The sequence below is a fragment of the Streptomyces sp. NPDC090045 genome (genome assembly GCF_044747975.1).
Taxonomy (GTDB): domain Bacteria; phylum Actinomycetota; class Actinomycetes; order Streptomycetales; family Streptomycetaceae; genus Streptomyces.
On record NZ_JBIVFA010000005.1, the window covers coordinates 165,617 to 188,739 of the forward strand.

General features: G+C 72.6%; 22 protein-coding genes. 12 read left to right on the plus strand and 10 right to left on the minus strand.

Features of this window, described 5'->3' with window-relative positions:
- Positions 1 to 185: 185 nt before the first annotated feature.
- From ACIPYQ_RS16115 to ACIPYQ_RS16125, 3 genes are all read right to left on the minus strand, one after another.
- Complete coding sequence (locus ACIPYQ_RS16115) at positions 186 to 1,307, minus strand: LLM class flavin-dependent oxidoreductase (protein WP_401251846.1); 1,122 nt, start codon at positions 1,305 to 1,307, stop codon at positions 186 to 188.
- A gap of 114 nt (positions 1,308 to 1,421) precedes the next feature.
- A complete protein-coding gene (locus ACIPYQ_RS16120) occupies positions 1,422 to 2,210 on the minus strand; it encodes an SDR family NAD(P)-dependent oxidoreductase (RefSeq protein ID WP_401251226.1) in 789 nt (262 codons plus the stop codon).
- A gap of 10 nt (positions 2,211 to 2,220) precedes the next feature.
- Entirely contained in the window at positions 2,221 to 3,168 is a 948-nt protein-coding gene (locus ACIPYQ_RS16125) for an LLM class F420-dependent oxidoreductase (protein ID WP_401251229.1), read from the minus strand.
- A 157-nt stretch (positions 3,169 to 3,325) separates the two neighbouring features.
- On the opposite strand from ACIPYQ_RS16125, the gene ACIPYQ_RS16130 reads away from it, so the two are divergent.
- Positions 3,326 to 4,240, plus strand: a complete 915-nt coding sequence (locus ACIPYQ_RS16130; RefSeq protein ID WP_401251232.1) for a hypothetical protein — start codon at positions 3,326 to 3,328, stop codon at positions 4,238 to 4,240.
- Between the two features lie 74 nt (positions 4,241 to 4,314).
- On the opposite strand, the gene ACIPYQ_RS16135 is transcribed toward ACIPYQ_RS16130, so the two are convergent.
- Positions 4,315 to 4,713 carry a VOC family protein gene (locus tag ACIPYQ_RS16135; protein ID WP_401251235.1) on the minus strand — a complete coding sequence of 133 codons (399 nt, stop codon included), beginning with the start codon at positions 4,711 to 4,713 and terminating at the stop codon, positions 4,315 to 4,317.
- Positions 4,714 to 4,806: 93 nt separating this feature from the next.
- Here ACIPYQ_RS16135 and ACIPYQ_RS16140 point away from each other — a divergent pair, with 93 nt between their 5' ends.
- Positions 4,807 to 5,817 carry a helix-turn-helix transcriptional regulator gene (locus ACIPYQ_RS16140; RefSeq protein ID WP_401251237.1) on the plus strand — a complete coding sequence of 337 codons (1,011 nt, stop codon included), beginning with the start codon at positions 4,807 to 4,809 and terminating at the stop codon, positions 5,815 to 5,817.
- Between the two features lie 71 nt (positions 5,818 to 5,888).
- Entirely contained in the window at positions 5,889 to 6,560 is a 672-nt protein-coding gene (locus ACIPYQ_RS16145) for a hypothetical protein (RefSeq protein WP_401251240.1), read from the plus strand.
- Here the strand turns inward: ACIPYQ_RS16145 and ACIPYQ_RS16150 are convergent.
- From ACIPYQ_RS16150 to ACIPYQ_RS16160, 3 genes are all read right to left on the minus strand, one after another.
- On the minus strand, positions 6,532 to 7,329 hold the full coding sequence (locus ACIPYQ_RS16150) for a L,D-transpeptidase family protein (protein WP_401251243.1): 798 nt from the start codon (positions 7,327 to 7,329) through the stop codon (positions 6,532 to 6,534). The two genes, ACIPYQ_RS16145 and ACIPYQ_RS16150, sit on opposite strands and share 29 nt — an antisense overlap.
- Before the next feature lie 26 nt (positions 7,330 to 7,355).
- On the minus strand, positions 7,356 to 8,711 hold the full coding sequence (locus ACIPYQ_RS16155; RefSeq protein ID WP_401251848.1) for an ATP-binding protein: 1,356 nt from the start codon (positions 8,709 to 8,711) through the stop codon (positions 7,356 to 7,358).
- Between the two features lie 68 nt (positions 8,712 to 8,779).
- Complete coding sequence (locus ACIPYQ_RS16160; RefSeq protein WP_361764139.1) at positions 8,780 to 9,442, minus strand: response regulator transcription factor; 663 nt, start codon at positions 9,440 to 9,442, stop codon at positions 8,780 to 8,782.
- 90 nt (positions 9,443 to 9,532) lie between these two features.
- Here ACIPYQ_RS16160 and ACIPYQ_RS16165 point away from each other — a divergent pair, with 90 nt between their 5' ends.
- The 5 genes from ACIPYQ_RS16165 to ACIPYQ_RS16185 all read left to right on the plus strand — a co-directional run bounded on the left by ACIPYQ_RS16165 (position 9,533) and on the right by ACIPYQ_RS16185 (position 13,766).
- Positions 9,533 to 10,051 (plus strand): hypothetical protein, encoded by a 519-nt coding sequence (locus ACIPYQ_RS16165; protein WP_401251246.1) that lies wholly within the window; start codon positions 9,533 to 9,535, stop codon positions 10,049 to 10,051.
- Positions 10,048 to 11,157 (plus strand): peptidoglycan-binding protein, encoded by a 1,110-nt coding sequence (locus ACIPYQ_RS16170; RefSeq protein ID WP_401251249.1) that lies wholly within the window; start codon positions 10,048 to 10,050, stop codon positions 11,155 to 11,157. The genes ACIPYQ_RS16165 and ACIPYQ_RS16170 overlap by 4 nt, the downstream gene beginning before the upstream one ends.
- Before the next feature lie 41 nt (positions 11,158 to 11,198).
- A complete protein-coding gene (locus ACIPYQ_RS16175; RefSeq protein ID WP_401251851.1) occupies positions 11,199 to 11,882 on the plus strand; it encodes an ABC transporter ATP-binding protein in 684 nt (227 codons plus the stop codon).
- Between the two features lie 200 nt (positions 11,883 to 12,082).
- Positions 12,083 to 13,198 carry an ABC transporter permease gene (locus ACIPYQ_RS16180; RefSeq protein ID WP_362233181.1) on the plus strand — a complete coding sequence of 372 codons (1,116 nt, stop codon included), beginning with the start codon at positions 12,083 to 12,085 and terminating at the stop codon, positions 13,196 to 13,198.
- 124 nt (positions 13,199 to 13,322) lie between these two features.
- Positions 13,323 to 13,766 (plus strand): NUDIX domain-containing protein, encoded by a 444-nt coding sequence (locus ACIPYQ_RS16185; protein WP_361764151.1) that lies wholly within the window; start codon positions 13,323 to 13,325, stop codon positions 13,764 to 13,766.
- A gap of 97 nt (positions 13,767 to 13,863) precedes the next feature.
- On the opposite strand, the gene ACIPYQ_RS16190 is transcribed toward ACIPYQ_RS16185, so the two are convergent.
- Together ACIPYQ_RS16190 and ACIPYQ_RS16195 are read right to left on the minus strand one after the other, a co-directional pair.
- On the minus strand, positions 13,864 to 14,721 hold the full coding sequence (locus ACIPYQ_RS16190) for a trypsin-like serine protease (RefSeq protein WP_401251254.1): 858 nt from the start codon (positions 14,719 to 14,721) through the stop codon (positions 13,864 to 13,866).
- Between the two features lie 69 nt (positions 14,722 to 14,790).
- Positions 14,791 to 15,306 (minus strand): GNAT family N-acetyltransferase, encoded by a 516-nt coding sequence (locus tag ACIPYQ_RS16195; protein ID WP_401251257.1) that lies wholly within the window; start codon positions 15,304 to 15,306, stop codon positions 14,791 to 14,793.
- Positions 15,307 to 15,410: 104 nt separating this feature from the next.
- Here ACIPYQ_RS16195 and ACIPYQ_RS16200 point away from each other — a divergent pair, with 104 nt between their 5' ends.
- Together ACIPYQ_RS16200 and ACIPYQ_RS16205 are read left to right on the plus strand one after the other, a co-directional pair.
- A complete protein-coding gene (locus ACIPYQ_RS16200) occupies positions 15,411 to 16,757 on the plus strand; it encodes a ricin-type beta-trefoil lectin domain protein (RefSeq protein WP_401251260.1) in 1,347 nt (448 codons plus the stop codon).
- A gap of 141 nt (positions 16,758 to 16,898) precedes the next feature.
- Entirely contained in the window at positions 16,899 to 18,140 is a 1,242-nt protein-coding gene (locus ACIPYQ_RS16205; RefSeq protein ID WP_401251263.1) for an MFS transporter, read from the plus strand.
- Between the two features lie 19 nt (positions 18,141 to 18,159).
- Here ACIPYQ_RS16205 and ACIPYQ_RS16210 read toward each other — a convergent pair whose 3' ends face one another.
- On the minus strand, positions 18,160 to 19,386 hold the full coding sequence (locus ACIPYQ_RS16210) for an amidohydrolase family protein (protein ID WP_401251266.1): 1,227 nt from the start codon (positions 19,384 to 19,386) through the stop codon (positions 18,160 to 18,162).
- A 132-nt stretch (positions 19,387 to 19,518) separates the two neighbouring features.
- Between ACIPYQ_RS16210 and ACIPYQ_RS16215 the strand changes: the two genes are divergently transcribed.
- Both ACIPYQ_RS16215 and ACIPYQ_RS16220 read left to right on the plus strand, forming a co-directional pair.
- Positions 19,519 to 22,611: a BTAD domain-containing putative transcriptional regulator gene (locus ACIPYQ_RS16215; protein WP_401251269.1), complete on the plus strand. Its 3,093-nt coding sequence runs from the start codon at positions 19,519 to 19,521 to the stop codon at positions 22,609 to 22,611.
- A gap of 172 nt (positions 22,612 to 22,783) precedes the next feature.
- Positions 22,784 to 23,002 carry a hypothetical protein gene (locus ACIPYQ_RS16220; protein WP_401251271.1) on the plus strand — a complete coding sequence of 73 codons (219 nt, stop codon included), beginning with the start codon at positions 22,784 to 22,786 and terminating at the stop codon, positions 23,000 to 23,002.
- Positions 23,003 to 23,123 lie beyond the last annotated feature (121 nt).

Sequence of the window (23,123 nt, forward strand, 5' to 3'; positions counted from 1 at the left end):
GGGGGGGGGGGGGGGGGGGGCGCGGGCCCCCCCCCCCTGCCCGGCGGAGCCGGGTTCCCTGGGGCTCCGCCCCAGACCCCGCGCCTCAAACGCCGGCGGGGCTGGGTTTGGCCCCGGCCGGTGGCCGCCCGGCCGGGGCGGGTTCGGGGCGGCGGTCCGGGAAGACGCCGTCCCCGTACTGGGGGCTACGCGGATTGCCGGAAACGGGTGGTGCGGTGGACCGGGTCCGTGTCTATTTCCGGGATCACGTGCTCGCCGATGAGCTTGATCGTGGTCATCGTGTCCTCGTACGAGACCCCGGTCGGCAGGCCGAAGGAGAGCTGGTCCGCCCCCGCCTGCTCCCACCGCTTGCACTGGGCGCGGACCTCCGACGGGTCACCGCAGATGAGCAGTTCCTCCGCGATCAGCAGCTCGATGATCTCCGCGTTGTACTCCGGCAGGGTCTCCGGCCACTGCGGGATCGCCTCCGGACGCGGGAAGGTGTCGTGGTAGCGGAAGACCAGCGACTGGAAGCGGTTCATGTTCGCGTTGACCGCGATCTCCACCGCCTTGTCGTGCGTCTCCGCACAGATCGCGGTCGAGGTGACCATCACGTTGTCGTTGACGAAGGCGCCGATCGCCTTGGCCTCGCGGATCGCCGTCTTGTACTGGTCGAGGACCCACTCCATGTCCGAGACCTTCTGGACGCTGAAGCCGAGGACGCCCAGGCCCTTCTTCGCCGCCATCGCGTAGGAGGACGGGGACCCGGCGGCGTACCACATGGCCGGGTGCGCCTTCCCGTACGGCTTGGGGAAGATCTTCCGCGGCGGCAGCGACCAGTGCTTGCCCTGGAACCCCTCGTACTCCTCCTGGAGGAACATCTTGGGGAATTCCGCGATGGTCTCCTCCCAGATCTCCTTGGTGCCGTTCATGTCCTCGATGCCGGGAAGGAAGCCGAGGATCTCGTGGCTGCCGGCGCCGCGGCCGGTGCCGAATTCGAAGCGGCCCTTGGAGAGGTGGTCGAGCATGGTGACCTTCTCGGCCACCTTGACCGGGTGGTTGACCGGGGCGAGCGGGTTGAAGATGCCGGAGCCGAGGTGGATGCGCTCGGTGGCGTGGGCGAGGTACCCGAGGAACACCTCGTTCGCCGACAGGTGCGAGTACTCCTCCAGGAAGTGGTGCTCGGAGGCCCAGGCGTACTTGAAGCCGGACTTGTCCGCCTGGATGACGTACTCGGTCTCCTCGATCAGCGCCTTGTGCTCTGCCTCGGGGTCGACCTTGGACCGCGCCTCAGGCACGTATCCCTGCACAAAGAGCCCGAATTCCAAGGGGTTCACCGTCCTTTGGTTTATGACGTTGCGTCAGATTCGATGTCTCGACTGTTCCATCGCGGGGGCGGGAGCGTCAATACCTGACGCTCCATCAGATAGACCGGCGGACCGCTACAGGATGCTGACGCCCGCCATCCAGCCGCCGTCGATGACGAACGGCTGGCCGGTGATGTACGAGGAGTCCTCGCCGGTCAGGAAGAGCGCCAGCTTGGCGATCTCCTCCGGCTGCCCCACCCGCCCCATCGGGACCACCCGCTGGTAGAGCTCCGCCATCGCGTCCCGGGCCTCGTCGGTCATGTTCGCCGGGTCCAGCAGCCCCGGATTGGCCATCGGGGTGTCCACGGCGCCCGGGCACATCGCGTTGACCCGGATCCCCTTGGCCGCCAGCTCCAGCGCGGCCACCCGGGTGAGACCGAGGATGGCCGCCTTGGTGGCGGCGTAGGTGCCGACGTACGCCATGCCCGTCAGGCCGGTGTACGAGGAGGTGTTGACGATGGTGCCGCCGCCGGCCGCCTCGATCTCGGGGGCCACCGACTTGATGCCGAGGAAGGCGCCGACCTGGTTGACCTGGACCACCTGCTGGAACTCCTCCAGCGGGGTCGAGGTCAGCTCGTTGAAGCGCAGGATGCCCGCGTTGTTGACCAGGCCGTCGATCCGGCCGCCGAAGGCCTCCTTGGCGGTGGCTATGGCCACCGCCCAGTCCTCCTCGCGGCTCACGTCCATCCGCACGTACCGGGCCCGGTCCTCGCCTATGTCCTTGGCCACCGCCGCGCCCTGCTCGTCCAGCACGTCGCCGAGGAGCACCTTCGCGCCCTCGGCGGCGAAGAGCCGGGCCTCCTGCTCGCCCTGGCCGCGTGCCGCGCCGGTGATGATCACGACGCGCCCGTCCAGCTTGCCCATGCCCGTGCTCCTAGTCGTTGAGGAGGGGGCCGACCTCGGCCCCGAAAGCGGTGATCTGGTCGGTCAGTTCGGCGCGGTCGCGGCTGCGGAAGCGGACCTGGATCTGGTCCACGCCGAGCGCCTTGTACTCCCGCAGGGACTCCGCGAGCGCCTCCGCCTTGCCGGTGAGGGCCCGGCGGCCGGTGTCCCAGCCGGGCTCGCCCACGTACAGCGCCTCGGTGATCGCGCCGATCTCGCAGGGGCCGGCGATCCCGGCCCCGGCGCGCAGCTCCCGGATGCGGGCGATCTGCGCGGGGAGCTTGTCGCGCGGGTCCCCCTGCGGGAGCCAGCCGTCCCCGCGGACCGCGGCCCGGCGGACGGCGGCGGGCGAGGACCCGCCGACCCAGACGGGGATCCGCTCCTGCGCGGGCCGGGGCAGCTGGCCGAGGTCCTTGAAGGAGAACAGCTCGCCCTCGAACTCCGGGTACTCCTCGGGCCCCAGCGCCGCCCGCAGCGCGTCCAGGGTCTCGTCGAGGACGGCCCCGCGGCGGGCGAAGTCCACGCCGAGGACCTCGAACTCCTCCTGCACGTGCCCGGCCCCCACCCCGAGGATCAGCCGGCCGCCGGAGAGGTGGTCGAGGGTGGCGTACTGCTTGGCGCTGATCAGCGGGTGGCGCAGGCCGAGGATCGCGACGTGGCTGAGGAGCCGGACGTTCTCGGTGACGCCGGCGAGGAAGGAGAGGGTGGCCACGGGGTCGTACCAAATGGTGCTCATGGGGCCGGCGAGCCGGCGCGGGATGGCCACGTGGTCGCAGGTGGCCACGTACCCGAAGCCGGCCCGGTCGGCGGCCCGCGCCACCTCGGCGAGATCCGCGGCGGTGGCCGACGCCTCCCAGGGCTCGGCGTAGATGGTGCTCTGCGACTGGACCGGGAGCTGCATCCCGTAGACCAGCCGACCTTCCGGAAACACGCGCGCCATGGCGGGCCCGCCTCGCCTTCGTCTGCCGATTCGTCCTATCGGTGCCGGGCCATCGTCGTAGCTGACGGTCCGTCAGGCAAGGGGTCGGACGTCGGTGCCCGGCCGGCGGCGGGCCGATGTCGGGCCGATGTCGGTGGCGTCCGCTTCAATGCCTGCCATGGACGAACAGGAAGAACTCCTCTCGGCCGTCCACCACCTGGCCTGGCCGGGTACGGGCGATCTGCAGTGTGACGAGCCAGGACATCCGGCGGGGCACGTGTGCCTGGTGCCTTCGGAGGCGTGCGACCTCGACGCACTCCAGGAGGCACTCGGCGGGCGGTACGGACACCCGCGCTCTCTCGCCATGGACGGGTACGCCGATCCGACCGTGACCGGGCGGACCGGACTGCCGCTGCTGGCCCCGTTCGGCGACCGGATCGTGGAGATGCGCGCGTGGGCGCACGCGGGCCGCTGGATCGGCTGCGGCTCCGTCCGCGTCGACGACGACGTACGGCTGGTGGCAGTGGTCGCGGAACGGGAGGATCCCGCTGCGGACATGGCGGAGGTGACGTCCTGGGTCGACGGGGTCGTCGCCGTCACGGGATGGGACACGACCCGTGCCCGCACGATCGACTGGGCTTCGGTCGAGACCCGGATCGGGACCGCACTGCCCAGTGACTACAAGCAGCTCGCGGAGCTGTTCGGCCACGGCGCCTTCGACGGCTACCTCCAGCTCCACACACCCGACGCCCGTTTCAAGAGCGACGACATCGTCCTGCACACCGAGTGGCTGGGCGAGTGGGCCGGGACGCACGACAGCGGTCTGTGGGAGCCGTACGAGGTCTACCCCGCCCCCGGCGGGCTGCTGGAGTGGGCGAGCTCCGAACAGGCCGACCAGTTCTACTGGCTCACCGGGGACCCGGACCCCGACAGGTGGCCCATCCTCGTGACGGAGGACATCCCGGACTCGTGGCGACGGTTCGACGGGACGACCGCCGAGTTCGTCTACCGGCTGCTCACCGACCGGCAGCATCCGTTCTCGACGGCCCGGTACTTCGACATCCACTGGTTCGAGAGCTACGGGACCCCCTAGGTGTGGTGTCTCGGGACCTTGGTCACGCGAAGTCCTCGAAGGTGAACTGCTGCGGGATGTCCTTGTGCGTGGCGTCAGCGTGCGAACTTTTCGATGGCCGCCGGGGTGACGGGGGTGAAGAAGTTGACGAGGTTGCCGTCGGGGTCGCGGAACAGCAGCGACCGGTTGCCCCAGGGCATCGTGGTGGGCTCGTTGACGAAGTCGGTGACGAAGCCGGTCAGGTTCTGGTGAACGCGGTCCACGTCGTCGACGAGGAACTCGGTGATCACGCTGTGGTTGTCCGCCGGGCGGGCAGAGTCCGGGGCGAACAGCGGGACGGTGCGGGTGCCGGCGATCGCGAGGGTGGCGCCCGCGGTCCGGAGTTCGGCGAAGTCCTCGGTGGCCCACGTCGCCCGCGCCCCTGTGGCTCGCTCGTAGAAGTCGACGAGGCGTGCGACGTCGCTGGTGATGATGCGGATCGAGACGAAGTCCATGGAAATCTCCTTGGCTGTGCTGGAGGCGTGCTCGTCGCAGGCTAGGAGAAATAGTGGACAGAATCGGTCCTGTATTCGCATTAGGCTGCCACCATGCCTCGACCAACCGGCCGCGTGCTGACACTCCTGGAGCTGCTGCAGTCGGGCGGCACCCGGACGGTGGCCGAACTCGCCGACCGGCTCGGCGTCGAAGGGCGCACCGTGCGCCGGTATGTACATCAACTGATCGATCTCGACGTGCCCGTGGAATCGGTGCGCGGCCGCTACGGCGGGTACCGGCTGGCTCCCGGGTGCCGCCTGCCTCCGCTCATGTTCAGCGACGACGAGGCGCTGGCCGTGGTGCTCGGCCTGGTCGCGGGCCGCCGAGCAGGGTTGACGACGACGGAGCGCACGGCAAGCGAGACGGCGTCGGCGAAGATCCGGCGGGTGCTGCCCAAGCACATCGCCCGTCGGCTCGACACACTCCTGGAAGCGCTCGCCTTCACGGATCAGCCCGGCGAGTTCGACACCCCGGACGCCGGGGTCCTGCTCACGATCGCCGATGCGGTGCGCCACCTCCGACCGGTCTCGATCCGCTACACCGACCGTGACGGACGGCGCAGCGAACGCACGCTGCACGCGTACGGGATCGTCGCCCATGCGGGCCGGTGGTACGTCACGGGCAAGGACGCCCGGATCGGCGAGGACCGGACCTTCCGACTCGATCGCATCGAGGACGCGCGGACCCTGCCCGGCTCATTCGCAGCGCCTGTGGGTCCCGGTCCGGAACAGCGCGTGTTGTCAGGGTTCGCCACGGCCGAGTACCAGCACGAGGTGACCTTGCGGATCCACGGGACGGTTGAGCAGATCCGCGCCCACCTTCCGGCCAGCGTCGCGAGCCTGGGGGAGCACGAGTCCGCGGCCGGCGGGGACGGCGCGACCGAGCGCTGGCTGCGCGTCGAGCTGCGGGCGGAGCGGCTCGACTGGGTACCCCCGGTACTCGCCTCACTCGACCGGCCGTTCGTCATCGAGCGCCCCGATGAACTCCGCGACCTCGTCATCGCGCTCGCCGATCGCCTCACGTCCTACGCCGCCGAGCCTGACCGCGAGGAACCGATGTCATGAGATGGCACAGCCAGGGGCGCCTTGCCGGTCGAGCCTGGCACGATCGGCGAGACACCCCTAGGGTTCGGCGGATGGACCTGATGCTCACGCTGGTCAGCGGGATCGCCTGGACCGTCGTGTACGTGGAGGCGATCCGGGTCGGGCTGCGGGACCGGACGTACGCGATGCCCGTCGCGGCGCTCGCGCTGAACTTCGCCTGGGAGGCGACCTACGCCGTCCACGAGTTCGCGGCGGGAATCTCCGCGCAGGGCGTGGTGAACGTGGTGTGGGCGGTGGCCGATGTGGTGATCGTCTACACCTACCTGCGGTTCGGCCGGGCCGAGCTGCCGGAGTTCGTGACCCGGCCGCTCTTCGCCGCCTGGTCCGTCCTGGTGTTCGGTACCGGCTTCGCCGTGCAGTGGCTGTTCCTCGCGCACTTTGGGATGCATGACGCCACCCGGTACTCGGCCTTCCTGCAGAACCTGCTGATGTCCGGCCTGTTCATCTCCCTGTACGCCGCCCGGCAGGGGCCGCGCGGGCAGTCCCTGACCATCGCCGTCGCCAAGTGGCTCGGGACGCTGGCCCCGACCCTGCTGTTCGGGGTGATCGAGGAATCCCCGTTCATCCTCGGCCTGGGGATCCTGTGCAGCGTCTTCGACCTCGCCTACATCGGGCTGCTGCTCCGGTCCCGGACCGACGGCGGGCCCGGGAACCGGACCCCGGTCCGGACCGACGTCAGAAGCCTTCCGGACCCATCACGATGACCGGCTTCGCCGCCGGGTCGAGGGTCTCCAGGACCTTCTTCATGGCCTCCTTCGGGATGCCGACGCAGCCCTGCGAGGGGCCGTCGTGGTCCACGTGGAGCCAGATGTTGCCGCCCTTGTCCCCGCCCTCCGGCATGACCGGGTCCAGCGGTGACTTGCCCGCCCTGCGGTTGAAGTCGATGGCGACGACGTAGTCGAAGGAGCCCGCCAGGGACTCGCCGTTCACCCCGCGGCCCGAGGCGACGAAGCCCTTGTTCTTGTCGTACGGGAGCCGGGTGCCCGGCGGCTTCGGCAGCAGGCCGCCCGCGTCGGTGAGCGCGAAGACGCCCTGCGGGGAGGTCAGGTCCCCGTACGTGCGCTCCGCGGACCAGCCCTTGGCCCCGTTGCGCGCCGGCCAGCTCTCGGCCTTCACCCAGTCGGCGCCGGCGGCCGGGCGGGTGTAGAGCGCGGCGGTGGACTCCGAGGAGTCGCCCGCCTTGCCGGTGACCAGGATGAGCTGGCGGGACTCGGCCGGGATCCGGGCCTTGGTCTGCTCGCTGATGCCGGTCAAGCCCTGCAGGGCGGAGCGCTGGACGTCACGGGCTGCGCGCTCAGGGGCCTGCGGACGGGCGTCCGTGCGCACCTGCGTCGCGGCGTCGGCGGCCTTGCCCGGGTCCTGGGCGACGTACAGCCAGCCGACGGCGAAGGTCGCGAGGCCGAGGGTGGCGGCCAGGGCCAGACGGCGGGGCGTGCGGGGGGCGCGGGAGCGGGCTCGGGCGTGCTTGCTCATTAAACCGACCGTACAGCAGGCGGTCTTCAGAGGCGGTGCGCCTGAGGTGTGCGCGTCCCGCCGGACACCGGGAAGCGCACACGGACCGTCAGGCCGCCGTCCGGGCCCGGATTGGCCTCGGCCACCAGCTCCGCCCCGTGCGCGCGCACGATCGACGCGACGATCGAGAGGCCCAACCCGGCGCCCTCACCTGCGGTGTGCTGCCGCTCGGCGCGCCTGCGGAAGGGCTCCAGGAGGCCAGGCACGTCCGCCGGATCGATCACCGGACCCGTGTTCGAGACCGTCAGTTCCCCTTCCGCGGAGGTGGCCACGGTCAGCCGGCCGCCGTCCCGGTTGTGACGTACTGCATTGATCAGCAGGTTCCGCAGGAGGTGGCCGAGCAGCACCCGGTCGCCCGTCACGGTCAGCGGCGCGAGGGTCCGTACGACGGTCAGTCCCTGCTGCGGGCAGGCCGCCAGCTCGGCCGCCGCGAGCGCCGCCAGGTCCACCGGACCGGTCGCCTCCAGCCCCTGCTCCGACACGGCGAGCAGCAGCAGCGACTCGATGAGGTGCTCGCTGGAGTCCGCGACGCCGATGAGCTTCGCGCGGATCCGGGCGACCTTCTCCGGCGACGGGTCCCCGGCCAGCCCGATCTCGGCGGCCGCCCGCTGCACGGCCAGCGGGGTGCGCAGTTCGTGCGCCGCGTTGGCGGCGAACCGCCGCTGGGCGGAGACCAGATGCTCCATCCGCCCCAGCATCGCGTCGAAGGTGTCGGCCAGCTCCTTGAGCTCGCCGGGCGGGGCGTCGAGGGAGATCCGCTCGTCGAGGTTCTCCCCGGACAGGCGGCGCGCGGTCTCGGTGATCACGCCGACGGGGCGCAGCACCCGGCCGGCCATCCACCAGGCGAGCCAGATCGACAGCACGGCGAAGACGGCCAGGGCGAGGAGGGAGTACATCAGCAGCCGGTGCCGGGTGGCGTCGGTGACGGCGTCCGAGAGGTTCTGGGTGAACGCGTAGCCCTTGAGCTCCTCGGGGGTGAGCGGCTCGCCCGAGGGCCGCCGCCGCGCCGGTTCCCAGCTGCGGCCGACGTCGGCCCGCGGGCCGGGCGAGGCGGTACCGGGCGGGAGGAAGGGCGTGGCACCTGGCGTGACGCCGGGCGTGGCACCTGGCGTGACGCCGGGCGTAGCACCTGGCGTGACGCCGGGCGTGGCACCTGGCGTGGCACCGGGCGAGGTCCCCGGCGAGGGGAGGACGTAGGCGGGGCTGACCGTGCGGACGGCCCCGCTGACGCTCGCGTAGAGGCCCTGGCCGACCAGGACGTAGACCAGCGCCACCAGTCCGCCGCCCGCGAGGAGCAGCAGCAGGCCGTAGAGGGCGGTGAGCCGGCCGCGCTCGGTGCGCAGGACTCCCCCGAACGGACGGCGGGCCGCCGGGCGAAGGGGCTTCGGGCGACCGGGCTTCGGGCGGCGCGTCACGAGGCGGCGATCCGGTAGCCGGCGCCCGGCACCGTCTCGATCAGCGGCGGCTCGCCCAGCTTGGCGCGGAGCTTGCTGAGGGTGACGCGGACGGCGTTGGTGGAGTAGCTGGTGTCCTCCTCCCACACCTGCTCGATCAGGTCGTCGTTGCTGACGACGGCGCCCTCGGCGCGCAGCAGGGCCTCCAGTACGGCGAACTCCTTGCGGGACAGCGCGAGCCGGTGCCCGTCGCGGGTGGCGCTGCGCCGGGCCGTGTCGACGGCGATCCCGGCGCGCTCCAGCACGGGCGGCAGGGCGGGACGGGCGCGCCGGCCGAGGGCCAGGACGCGGGCGAGGAGCTCGTCGTAGGCGAAGGGTTTGGTGAGGTAGTCGTCGGCGCCGAGCCCGAGGCCCTCCACGCGGTCCCGTACGGTCCCGGAGGCGGTCAGCATCAGGACGCGGGTCAGCAGCCGCTCGCGCACGACCTGCCGGCAGACCTCGTCGCCGTGCAGGCCGGGCAGGTCGCGGTCCAGCACCATGACGTCGTACTCGCCCAGGCGCAGCCGCCGCAGGGCCTCCGGGCCGTCGCTCGCCTCGTCGACGGCGAGCGCGTCGCGGCGCAGCCCCTCGGCGATCATCTCCCGGAGGAATTCCTCGTCCTCCACCACCAGTACGCGCATGGCGTCCTCTTTACCGGAGAAGCGCATTTCGCCGTTGTAAGCAGGGTGCGAGAGGGAAGCGAAAGGCCCTTTCACCGCAGGCTCGGGCCCATGAAGCGATCCCTGATCATGACCACGGCCGCGGTCGTCACCGGGCTGACCCTGTTCGCCACCGCCTGCGCGAACGACTCGTCGGCGGGGAAGAACGACGCCTCCGGAGGCGGTGGCGGCGGGACCGGCAGCGGCAGCGGCAGCGGGACCAGCAGTGGCGCCGGCGCGGACGCCGACCGGGCCGTGAAGATGCGCCAGTGCCTGCGCGAGCACGGCGTGGACGTGCCCGACCCCGAGCCCGGCCAGGACCCGCGCGGGATGACGCTCGGCGGGGGCGCCGACCCGCAGAAGATGCAGGAGGCCATGAAGGCGTGCGGGATGGGCGGCCCGGGGTCGGGCAAGGAACCCACCCAGGAGGAGAAGGACCAGGAGCTCAAGTGGATCCGGTGCATGCGCGAGAACGGGGTCGCCCTCAAGGACCCTGAGTACAACGGCGGCATGAAGAGCGCCACCGAGATCCCCAAGGGTCAGGAGAAGGCCTTCGAGGAGGCCCAGAAGAAGTGCGAAACGGCCCGATGAGGAAGCGCGCCAAGTGGCTGCTGGGGTCACTGGCCGCGGTCCTGGCCGTCTCGGGCGGCGGCTACGCCGTCATCGCCCAGCCGCAGCGCGGCGCCGGCGGCCAGGAACAGCGCGAGGCGGGCGGCCTGCCGCCGGCCACGGCTCCGGTGCAGCGCGGCGACCTCAGCTCGGGCCTCCAGGTGGAGGGCACCCTCGGCTACGCGCAGGAGCGCAAGCTGAACGCGGGCGGGCCGGGCGTGCTGACGTGGATCGCCGCCGAGGGCTCGGCGGTCGAGCGGGACGGGAAGCTGTACGAGGTCAACGGCAGGGCGGTGCGGCTCATGTACGGGTCCACGCCGATGTACCGGCCGCTGAAGAGCGGCGACAAGGGCGAGGACGTCAAGCAGCTCAAGCGGAACCTGCAGGCGCTGGGGTACGGGACCGGGCTCGACCCGGAGGACGGCGTCTTCACGGCGGGCACGGCGACGGCGGTCAAGCGGTGGCAGAAGGCGCACAAGACGGCGGAGACGGGCGAGGTCGGCAAGGAGGACATCGCCTTCGCGTCGGGGCCGCAGCGGGTGCGCAAGGGCGACTCGGCGGTGGGTGACGAGCCGGGGCCCGGCAAGCCGGTGCTGACGGTGACGGGCACCGAGCGGATCGTCCGCTTCCAGATCGATGCGGCGAAGGCGGGGGCGGCGAAGGCCGGCGACCCGGTGACCGTACGGCTGCCGGGCGGTGCCGGCGCCACCGGGAGGATCGACTCCGTGGGCGGGACGGCCGCTCCGAACGACAAGAACGGCGGCGCGGGCGGTGGCGGTGGCGGCGGTGGCGGCGATCAGAAGGCCAAGGTCGAGGTGTCCGTCACCTTCGACAAGCCGGCCGAGGTCAACGCGCCCGACCAGTCCCCGGTGACCGTCGGCCTCACCGGCGAGACCCGCAAGGGCGTGCTCTCCGTACCGGTCAACGCACTGCTCGCCCTCGCGGGCGGCGGCTTCGGCGTCCAGGTCGTGGAGGACGGCCGGGCCCGCGAGGTCCGGGTCGAGCTGGGCATGTTCGGCAACGGCCGGGTCGAGGTGACCGGCGGCGCCCTCGAGGAGGGCATGCAGGTGGGGATCCCGAAGCTGTGACGCACTTGGAGACAGTGGAGGCAGTAGAGGTAGTGGAGACCGTGGTGGAGCTGACCGGGGTCACCAAGGAGTACCCCGGCGGGGTCACCGCCCTGCGCGCGGTCGACCTCACCGTCACTGCCGGGGAACTCCTCGCCATCGTCGGCCCGTCGGGCTCCGGGAAGTCCACCCTGCTGCACATCGTCGGCACCCTGGACCGCCCGACGGCGGGCGGCGTGCGGATCGCCGGGCACGACATCGCGGCCCTCTCGGACCGTTCGCTGTCGGCGCTGCGGTCCCGGCACGTCGGCTTCGTCTTCCAGTCCTTCCACCTGGTGCCGGGCATCAGCGCCCGGGCCAACGTCGCCGAAGGGCTGCTCTACAGCGGCCTGTCGCGCGCCGAGCGCGGCCGCCGGGCCGCGCAGGCCCTGGAGCGGGTCGGCCTCGGGGACCGGATGGACCACCGGCCGCACGAGCTGTCCGGCGGGCAGAAGCAACGCGTCGCCATCGCCCGGGCGGTGGCGGGTGCACCGGACCTGCTGCTGGCCGACGAGCCGACGGGCGCGCTGGACACGGCGTCCGGGGAATCGGTGATGGAGCTGCTGCACGAGCTCAATCGGGACGGGGCCACCATCGCCGTGATCACCCACGACCACGAGATCGCGGCGAGCCTGCCGCGGCAGGTGCGGATCCGCGACGGGGAGATCGTGGCGGACGTACGGAGCCGGGCGGGGGTGGTCGCGTGAGGGGCCGTACGAGGACACGTACGGGTGCAGGTACGGGCGCAGGTACGGGCGCAGGTACGGGCGCAGGTACGGGCGCAGGTACGGGCGCAGGTACGGCCACGGGCGCCGGCAGGGGCCGGCGGGCCCGGCGGCTGACCCCGCCGAGGCTCTCCCCGCGGGACGTCCTGCACGTCGGATCGGCGGGCCTGCGCTCGCGCCCCATGCGGGTGTTCCTGTCCGCGCTCGGCATCGCCATCGGCATCGCGACGATGATCGCGGTGGTCGGGATCTCCTCCTCCAGCCAGGCCAAGCTGCTGCGCGAACTCGACGCGCTCGGCACGAACATGCTGGTCGCGACACCCGGCAAGGGGATGTTCAGCGGCCAGGACACCAAACTGCCCAAGGACGCCCCCGGCATGGTCTCCCGGATCGCGGGGGTCGAGTCGGTGGGCACCACCGGTGACGTCGCCGAGTCCGTACGCCGCTCGGAGAACATCCCGAAGGAGGAGACGGGCGGGGTCGTGCTCAAGGCGGCCAAGGACGACCTGCTGGGCACCCTGCGCGCCGGGATGGCCGACGGCACCTGGCTCAACGGGGCCACCGGCCGGTACCCCTCGGTGGTCCTCGGGCACGTCTCCGCGCGCCGGCTCGGCATCACCGGACCGGGCCAGCAGGTCTTCATCGGAGGCCGGTACTTCACGGTGATCGGCATCCTGAAGCCGGTTCCGCTGGCCCCGGAGATCGAGCGCTCCGCGCTGATCGGCTGGGACGCGGCCGAGCGGCTGCTGGGCTTCGACGGCCACCCGACGGCCGTGTACGAACGCTCGGCGGACGACCGGGTGGCGGCGGTCAGGAAGCTCATCGCCCAGACCGCCAACCCGCAGACGCCGAGCGCGGTCGCGGTCACCGACCCCTCGGCGGCGCTGCAGGCGAAGGCGGCCACGGAGGGCGCGTTCAGCACCCTGCTGCTGGGACTGGGCGGTATCGCCCTGCTGGTGGGCGGGGTCGGCGTCGCCAACACCATGATCATCTCGGTGCTGGAACGGCGGCACGAGATCGGCCTGCGCCGGTCCCTGGGCGGGACGAAGGGCCAGATCCGGATCCAGTTCGTGACGGAGTCCCTGCTGCTGTCCGGCCTCGGCGGACTGGCCGGCATCGTCCTCGGCGGCGCGGCCACGGCGGTCTACGCCCGCGCCGGCGACCTGCCCTGGGTGGTCCCGCTCTGGGCGGTGACCGGCGGCTTCGCCTCCACCCTGGCGATCGGCACCCTGGCCGGCCTCTACCCGGCGGTGCGGGCGGCCCGCCTGTCGCCGACGCTGGCGCTGGCGGCGGCGTAGGGCGGTCGGGGCCGGGCGGGTCCGAGTGGGAGCTGCGGCCCCGGGGGCGGGGGCGGAGGACCGGGCGGAAGATCGGTGCTCCGCCCCCGTCCCCCGGAACGGATCACCGACGTACCCTGAGTCGATGAGACGAACTCCACGTCACGCGGCGCGCGTTGTCATCCTGTCCCCGGCCGGGTCGGTGTTCCTCTTCCGCGAGAACAACGTGGAGGTCGGCATCCACTGGCTGCCGCCCGGCGGCGGCATCGATCCCGGCGAGAGCCCCGAGGAGTGCGTGCGGCGCGAGCTGCGCGAGGAGACCGGCTGGACCGACCTGGAGCCGGAACGGCTGCTGTGCACCTGGGAGCACGACTTCACCCACCAGGGCATCCCGGTCCGCCAGCACGAGCACATCTACCTCGCCCGCGGACCCCACCGCGAACCGGTACTGGAGGCCCCGGGAATCCACTGGCAGTGGCTCCCCGCGGACCGGCTGGCCACCCTGGGCGAAGCCCTGTGGCCCCCGCGCCTCCCGGACCTCCTGGCGAACACCCCGACGGAGCCGGTCCACCTGGGCCTGCTGGCCTGACCGGTCGGGCTGGACTTGAGCCAGTCCATGTCGCTGATCCTCATCAGGCGAAACGGCCTTGCGGGCCGGCGAGCTAGCGGGCTGGCGGGCCGGCTGGCTAGCGGGCGGCGGGGGCCTTCGCCGTGGCCTTGGCGTACAGGGAGGCCGCGTACTCGCCGAGGACCGTGCTGGTCGAGACGTCGTCGGTGTCACCGCCCGTGAGGATGCCGATGATCTTGCCGTCGCGGGCGATCCACGCGCTGCCGCTGGTGCCGCCGGGGAAGTCGGCGCAGTCGAAGCGCTGTTGGGCGTCGCTCTCGCGGACGGCCACCGCCGTGCAGGTGCGGGGGATCTTGCGGTCGGCGGGGTAGCCGGTGACCGTGACCTCCTCGCCCGCACGCCCACTGGTGTCGAGCACGGCCGCGCCGGTCACGTCCTCGATGGTGCGGCCCTTGGCGTCGGGGGCGAGGCGGGCGAAGGCGAGGTCGTAGTCGTCGTCCGTGCCCTCCGCCCAGCGGTCGTCCTCGAAGACCTCCTCGATCTTCCAGGTGCCGTACGGGGCCATGCCGTTCGCGTACGCAGGTGCGAAGACGGCGGTTCCGTCGCGCTGGTCGCCCTCGAGCAGGCAGTGCCCGGCCGTGATGATCAGGTTCCGGCCGGGGCTGTGCACCACGGTGGCCGTACAGAAGTGATCACTGTCCAGGCCGTCCGTGAACAGGGCGCCGGTGAAGGCCGCGGGACCGCCGGGCGGGGGCGTGACGGCGGGCGGCAGGGTGGTTCCGGGCGGGGTCGACAGCTGGGGCTTCGACGCTTGCGATCGCGATGTGGCCGTCGGCGACGCCGTCGGCCCGGCCTTCGCGCGCACCGGCGCGGCCCCCTCGGGCGGCGGCACAAGCTCGGCCACCGCTGCGGAAGCCCCCAGAGCCGCCACCGCACACAGCACCGCCGTCACGACGCTCCGCTTGTCCACCGGCATGATGATCCTTCCGATTTGCCCTGGCGAAGCATGCCTCGGTGGCAGGGCCGGATGCAAGGTGCGGGACGGTCAGGCGGGCGTGCGCAGGTCGCACAGAAAGCGCAGGCCGGGGCGGCCGTCGAGCTGGAGTCCGCCGGTGGGCACGAAGCCCGTGCGGGCCAGTACGGCCCGGGAACCGGGGTTGTCGAGCGTCGTGACCGCCCGCAGCGAGGTCAGGCCGTACTCCGTGACCGCGAGCCCGCACGCCTCGCGCACGGCCGCCGTGGCCAGGCCCCGCCCGGCGGCCTTCTCGGCGATCCGGTAGCCGAGCTCGGCCGAACCCTCCGCCACGTCGACGAGGTTGACCCGCCCCACCACCTCGCCGCCGTCCTCCACGAGGACGTGGAAGTGGCACAGCCCGGCGTCCTGCTCGGCCATCAGCGCCCGGTGCCGCTCCCCGAAGTGGGCGAAGTACTCGTCACCCCGGTCGGGAACGGACGCCGCGAAGTACGCCCGGTTCTCCCGCTCGAAGTCGAGCAGGGCCGGAGCGTGGTCGAGGCGCAGGACCTGGAGCCGGGGCTGGAGCCGGGGCGGCGTTCGGGACACGCCCCGATGCTAGCGGACCCCCAACTCTGCGGTTTGCACGAGCATTTGGCCTCTTGATCTAATCGTCGCTCCGATTCTGATGAGAGGGCGACGAACCCTTGCGATTGACAGGCAAGCACCGGATATCCATGGTGGCCGCCGCGGCCGCGGTGGCGATCGTGGGAAGTCTGCAGCTCTCCCCCACCGCGTTCGGCACCGAGGGCACCGGCGAGACGGCACCCCCCGCGGCCGGGGCACCGGATTCCCAAGACTCCATCGACTCCCACGCGGAGGACTCCGCCGTCCACGGCTCCGACGGCACCGTCTTCAAGGACGGCGTCATGTCGCTCGGCGCGGACGCGCCGAAGGCCGCCGCGAGGTCGGCCGCGTCGGGAGCATCGGGCGCAGAGGCCGCGGCAGCGGCTCCCGTACCGCCCTCGGGCGAGGGGTGGAAGCTGAGCGGCGCCACCAAGTGGCTGCAGACCGGCTACACGATCAAGTTCTACGACCAGAAGTCCGCCGACTGGCTGGCCCCGTACGTGCAGGCCTCCGCCGCGGACCTGCGCCGCATCACCAACCTGCCGGTCTCCGTCGACACCCGGCCGGTCGGCTGGGACTACGTCCGCCCCAAGGGCGAGGTGATCTTCGGCGTCCTGCACCACCCGTGCGTACCCCCCGCCGACGAGGGCAGCATGGGCAGCTCGGGCTGGAAGGTGGTCCGCGACGGCTCGGGCGCCGCCAAGCTCAGCTGCGGGTTCACCAGCTCGTCCGTGGCCGAGACCGTGACCAGCGGCCACGCCTACATCGACGACGAGTTCTTCGCGCCGGACGGCAAGCCGGCCGCCGCCTGGGGCGAGCCGTACCTGCGCAACCACGTCAGCCACGAGCTCGGGCACACGCTCGGCCTGGCGCACGCCAACCGCAGCCTGACCAGGAGCGACTGCGTGAAGGGCACCGACTCGGGCCAGTTCCCGGTCATGTGCACGCCCACGATCGCGTACCAGGACAAGCGAGCGGGCACCTACGTCCAGCAGTTTGACGTCCAGGGCCTGCGCCGCCTCGCGACGGGCGCGGGCGCCGCGCTGTCCCCGCAGGGCAAGGTGACCGGGATCGGTTCCAAGTGCCTGGACGTCAAGGGCGGCAAGGCGGCGAACGGCACGCAGATCCAGCTCTACACGTGCAACGGTTCCGCGGCCCAGTCGTGGATCCTGGGCCAGGACGGCACGTTCCGCGCCTTCGGCAAGTGCCTCGACAACGCGCGCAACGCGAGCACCAACGGCAACAAGATCAGCCTCTACGACTGCAACGGCACGCCGGCCCAGCGCTGGTCCGTCAACGCCAAGGGCCAGATCGTCCACGTCGCCTCGGGCAAGGTCCTCGACGTGACCGGCGGCGCCACCGCCAACGGCACCGCCGTCCAGCTCTACACGCCGAACACGACCAAGGCCCAGATCTGGACCACCCCGAAGTAACCCACCCACCCACCTACCCCGCCCCGCGCACACCGGACGGGCCGCCCGCATCCCCGCGGGCGGCCTGTCCTGCGGAAACGGCACGGGAAATAGGGCGGTTGCCCGATCCCGGTGCCGCCTCCTCAGACGCACGCTGGTCCGATGGGCAGTTGGGGAACGGGACGGGTGCTGCGGGACCGCAATGCGGGGCTCTTTCTCGCCGGGGTGGTGGTCTCCGGGTTCGGGACGACCGCGATGTGGCTGGTGGCCGGGATCTGGGTGAAGTCGCTCACCGGGTCGGACGCCCTCGCGGCGCTGACGGTGTTCGCCCTGTGGGCACCGGTGCTGGCCGGGCCGGCGCTGGGGGCGCTCGCCGACCGGCTGCCGCGGCGGCCGGTGCTGGTCGGCGCCGGCCTCGTGATGGCCGCGGTGCTGCCCGTACTGCTCCTGCTCGATTCGGCGGACCGGGTGTGGCTGCTGTTCGCCGTCCTGCTGGTGTACGGGGTCTGCGGCACCCTCCACGAGGCGGCGGAGGCGGCCCTGGTGCCGCCGGCCGTCGACGGCCGGCTGCTCGGGGACTTCAACGGGCTGCGGATGACGGCGAACGAGGGCGTGAAGCTGCTCGCGCCGCTGCTGGGCGCGGGCCTGTTCGTCCGCTACGGCGGGGCGTCGGTGGCACTGCTCGACGCGGTGACGTTCGCGCTGGCGGCGGGGATCTTCACGCTGCTGCGGGTCCGCGAGGAGAAGCCGGAGCGGATCGCGGGGCCGGGCGGTTTCGGGCAGCTGCTGGAGGGCGGGCGGCAGCTGTGGGGGTCGCCCGTGCTGCGGCCCTTGGTACTGGCCGGCGCCGCGGTGATGTTCCTGGCGGGTCTGAACGGCGCGGTGATCTACGCGGTCGCCGACGGCGTGCTGGGGCACGCGCCCACCTACGTGGGGGTGCTGTACGCGGTGCAGGGGGCCGGTTCCGTCCTGAGCGGCCTCGCGGCGGGCCCGCTCCTGCGGCTTCTGCCGGACCGGGTGTTCACGGCCGCCGGGGCGGCCGTGTTCGCGCTGGGCGTCGGGGCCAGGGCGCTGCCGTACGACGCGGCGGCGCTGGCGGGCAGTGCGGCGATCGGGGCCGGGCTGCCGTGCGTGCTGGTCGTCGCGCTGACCGCGGTGCAGCGCGAAGTCCCGAACGCCGTCCTCGGCCGCGCCGCCGCCACGGCCAACACCCTGGCCTTCGTACCGAACGCGCTGGCCCTCGCGCTGGGGGCCGGACTGGTGGCCCTCGTGGACGTACGGGTACTGCTCCCGGTCCTCACGGCGGCAGGCCTGACCGTGGCACTGCTCCTCGTGGCCGCCCGCCCGGGGGCGGGGACGGAGCCGCGCGGCGACGATGCCCGCCGCGCGGCCCGTCAGCCGTAGCGGCCGGCCGGTTCCGGGGTCACGACCCCGGGCCCGCCCACAGGCCGTCCGCCGTGAGGCCCAGGAGGTCGATTGCGTTGCCGCGGACGATGCGGTCCACCACGTTCGGGGCCAGGTGGCCCATCTGGGCCTCGCCGACCTCGCGGGACTTCGGCCAGGTGGAGTCGGAGTGGGGGTAGTCCGTCTCGTAGAGGACGTTGGCGACGCCGATCGAGTCGAGGTTCTTCAGGCCGAAGGCGTCGTCGAAGAAGCAGCCGAAGACGTGCTCCGCGAAGAGCTCCGACGGCGGGCGCAGCACCTTGTCCGCTACGCCGCCCCAGCCGCGGTTCTCCTCCCAGACCACGTTCGCCCGTTCGAGGATGTACGGGATCCAGCCGATCTGGCCCTCCGCGTACATGATCTTCAGGTTCGGGAAGCGCTCGAACTTGCCACTCATCAGCCAGTCGACCATCGAGAAGCAGCAGTTGGCGAAGGTGATGGTGGAGCCGACCGCCGGCGGGGCGTCCGCGGACGTGGACGGCATCCGGGAGGAGGAGCCGATGTGCATGGCGATGACCGTGCCGGTCTCGTTGCACGCCTCCAGGAAGGGGTCCCAGTCGTCCGTGTGGATGGACGGGAGGCCCAGGTGCGGGGGTATCTCCGAGAAGGCGACCGCGCGCACGCCGCGCGCCGCGTTGCGGCGGACCTCCGCGGCGGCCAGCCGGGCGTCCCAGAGCGGTATCAGGGTGAGGGGGATGAGGCGGCCGCGGGCGTCGGGGCCGCACCACTCCTCGACCATCCAGTCGTTGTAGGCCCGTACGCCGAGCAGTCCCAGCTCACGGTCCTTGGCCTCGGTGAAGGTCTGGCCGCAGAAGCGGGGGAAGGTCGGGAAGCACAGGGCGGACTGGACGTGGTTGACGTCCATGTCGGCGAGGCGGTCGGGAACCGAGAAGGACCCCGGGCGCATCTGCTCGTAGGTGATGACTTCCAGTTTGATCTCGTCGCGGTCGTACCCGACGGCCGTGTCGAGGCGGGTGAGCGGCCGGTGCAGGTCCTCGTACACCCACCAGTCGCCGATCGGGCCGTCGTCGCCCTTGGCCCCCATGACGGGGGCGAACTTGCCGCCGAGGAAGGTCATTTCCTTCAGGGGGGCGCGGACGACGCGGGGGCCGGTGTCCTGGTACTTGGACGGGAGCCGGTCCCGCCAGACGTGGGGGGGCTCAACCGTGTGGTCGTCCACCGAGATGATCTTCGGGAAGGTCTCCATGGCTCATACGGTAGCGCTGATCTGACGAACCGTCAGCTAGTTGGTTCGTGATCGGCCATGGACGGGCTGACGTGTACGCGCAAGACAGGGCAGACTGACCCTTACACCGAACGGAAGGCAGGGGGACGACAGATGGACGGCGTACCGGCCATCCCGCACCCGCGGAAGCATCCCGAGGGAGCCCGGCCCACCAGCACGTCCAAACCCCCGGCCCCGCGCCCGGCCCCGGCTGCCGCCCCGGCCGCCCCTACTGCCGCCCCGGCCACCCCGGCCGCCGTCTCCGCCGCCCCCGCCACGGCCGCCGCCCACGCCGCCCCGGCCGAATCCCGCTTCGCCGTCCTCGGCCCCGTCCGCGCCTGGCGCGGCGCCGAGCTCCTGCCCTCCGGCACCCCCCAGCAGCGCGCCCTGCTCGCCGTACTCCTGCTGCGCGACGGCCGCACCGCCACCGCGCCCGAGCTCATCGACGCCATCTGGGGCGACGACCCGCCGCAGCAGGCCCTCGCCACCATCCGCACGTACGCCTCCCGCCTGCGCAAGGTCGTCGCCCCCGGGCTGCTCGTCACCGAGTCCGGCGGGTACGCCATCCGGCTGCGCTCCGCCGCCACCCTCGACCTGGGCGTCGCCCGCAGCCTCGCCGCCGACGCCGACGCCGCCCGGGCCGCCGGCGACCGCTCCCTCGCCCGTACGCTCCTCGCCCGCGCCCTCGACCTCTGGGACGGCGAACCCCTCGCCGGGGTCCCCGGCCCGCACGCCGAGACCGAGCGCATCCGGCTCGCCGAATGGCGTCTCCAGCTGCTGGAGACCCGCCTCGACCTCGACCTGGAGGTCGGCCACCACGCCGAGGCGGTCTCCGAGCTGACCGCCCTCACCGCCGCCCACCCGCTGCAGGAACGCCTGCGCGAGCTGCTGATGCTCGCCCTCTACCGCAGCGGCCGGCAGGCCGAGGCCCTCGCCGTCTACGCCGACACCCGCCGCCTCCTCGCCGACGAACTCGGCGTCGACCCGCGCCCCGAACTCGCCGCGCTCCAGCAGCGCATCCTGAACGCCGATGCCGATCTCGCCCGCGCGGAAGACCCGGCCCCGGCCGCCGCGACCGTCCACGTGAGGCCCGCCCAATTGCCCGCGACCGTGCCCGACTTCACCGGCCGAACCAGCTTCGTCGACGAGCTCGGCGCCATCCTGTCCGGCGGCGCCCAGGACCAGGTCATGGCCGTCTCCGCGCTCGCCGGCATCGGCGGCGTCGGCAAGACCACCCTCGCCGTGCACGTCGCCCACGCCGCCCGCCCGCACTTCCCCGACGGCCAGCTCTACGTCGACCTCCAGGGCACCGAGGCCCGCCCCGCGGAACCGGAGGCCGTCCTCGGCTCCTTCCTGCGCGCGCTCGGCACCCCCGACACCGCCATCCCCGACTCCCCCGCCGACCGGGCCGCGCTCTACCGCTCCACCCTCGACGGCCGCCGCGTCCTGGTCCTCCTCGACAACGCCCGCGACGCCGCCCAGGTCCGCCCGCTGCTGCCCGGCACCGCCGGCTGCGCCGCCCTCGTCACCAGCCGGGTCCGGATGGCGGGCCTCGCCGGGGCCCATCTCGTCGACCTCGACGTGATGAGCCCCGAGGAGGCCCTCCAGCTCTTCACCCGGATCGTCGGCGAGGAGCGGGTGCGCGCCGAACGCCAGGCCGCCCTCGACGTCGTCGGCGCCTGCGGCTTCCTGCCGCTCGCCATCCGCATCGCCGCCTCCCGGCTCGCCGCCCGCCGCACCTGGACCGTCTCCGTCCTCGCCGCCAAGCTGGGCGACGAGCGCCGCCGCCTCGACGAGCTCCAGGCCGGCGACCTCGCCGTCAAAGCCACCTTCGAGCTCGGCTACGGCCAGCTGGAACCCGCCCAGCAGCGCGCCTTCCGGCTCCTCGGCCTCGCCGACGGCCCCGACATCTCCCTCTCGGCCGCCGCCGCCGTCCTCGACCTACCCGAGTACGACACCGAGGACCTCCTCGAAGCCTTAGTCGACTGCTCCCTGCTCGAATCCGCCGCCCCCGGCCGCTACCGCTTCCACGACCTCGTACGCCTCTACGCGCGTGCCTGCGCCGAGCGCGACGAGCAGCCCCCGGGCGGGCGCGAGGCCGCCCTGGACCGGCTGCTGGACTTCTACCTGGCCACCGCCTCCGGGGTGTACGCCCTGGAACGCCCCGGCGACCGGCTGCCGGCCCACCTCTCCGACACCCACTATCCCGGGCTGGTCTTCGCCGAGCCGCGCGCCGCCCTGGACTGGCTGTACGCCGAGGCCGACCCGCTGCTGGCGTGCGTACGGCAGGCCTCCGTACGGGGCGGCGAGACGCTGGTCCTGCGGCGGGCCGTGGACCTGCTGTGGGCGGCCAAGGACCTCGCCGAATCCGGGGCCAACTCCAAGCAGTACGAGTCGGCCGCCGTCGCCCTGCGCGACGCCGCCCAGGCCGCCAAGGACCCGTACGCCGAGGGCCGCGCCCGCACCACCCTCACCAACGTCCACCTGGTCGCGGGCCGGTTCACCGCGGCCGACGACGAGGCCCGCCAGGCCACCGTGCTCGCCCGCGAGGCCGGCGACCCCCTGCCCAGCTGCTGGGCGCCCAACGACCGCGGGATCATCGCCCTCTACGAGGGACGGCACGCGGACGGCGAGCGGTACCTGCTGGAGGCCATCGAGAACTTCCGCGCCGACGCCAACAACGTCGGCGAGGCCAGCGCCCTGTGCAACCTGTCCCGCATCCACGTGGAACTGGGCCGCCTCTCCAGTGCCATAGACCTCGCCCTGCAGGGCATCGCCATCTACGACCGGATGGGCCTGACCCTGCGCCTGGCCAACGGCCGCTACGCGCTGGGCATCGCGCTCACCCAGGCGGGCCGCCTCGGCGAGGCCCTCGCCCAGCTCACCGAGGCCCTGTCCCTCTTCCACGAGAACCGGCAGCCGCTGTGGGAGGGCGTGACCCACTTCCGGCTCGCCGTGGCCCACCTGGCGGCCCGCCGGCCCACCCTGGCCGCCTCGCACGCCGAGCAGGCGATCGCGCTGCGCGGCATCGGCGGGGAGTGGCGCCGGGCGACCGTGCTGACGGTGCTGGGCAAGGCGCTGCGGCGGCTGGGGCAGACCGACCGGGCGCGGGCGTGCTGGCGCGACGCGGAGGCCGTGTTCCGGCAGCTGGGGTCCACCGAACTGGCCGAGGTGCAGGCCCTGCTGGCCTCGGAGATCGCGGCCTGACCTGCGACGATGCCCGTTGAACGAGGCGTTCATCGTTCGTTTATCGCCGTTCGGCACGATAGGTGCATCGACCCGGCGCGTCGGGGGGCATCCGGGTCGGTTGGAGGACTACCCGCTCGGCGGTCATCGGGGGAATCGCCGAGCGGGCCCTACCCATCCACCAGGAGAACCGATGACGACGAACGAGAACATCCTGCCGGCCGACGGTGACAGCAAGTCGCTCGACAACCACGCCCCGGGCGTCGACGTCGAGACTCTGGACAACCACGCCTCGGGCATCGAGATCAAGCCGCTCGACCCGACTCCTGCTCCGGCTCCCGTGCCGGCCCCGGTGACGCCGGCCGAGGAGATCCAGACGCTGGACAACCACGCGTCCGGTCCGCGTCCGTAGGACGCACACGGCGCCCGGCACACGGCGCCACGCAAGAACGCAAGACGTACGGGGGATTCAACGGGGGAACGGCGGTCGCGGTGGCCCGGAGGGGGAGCCACCGCGACCGCCGCACGTCCGC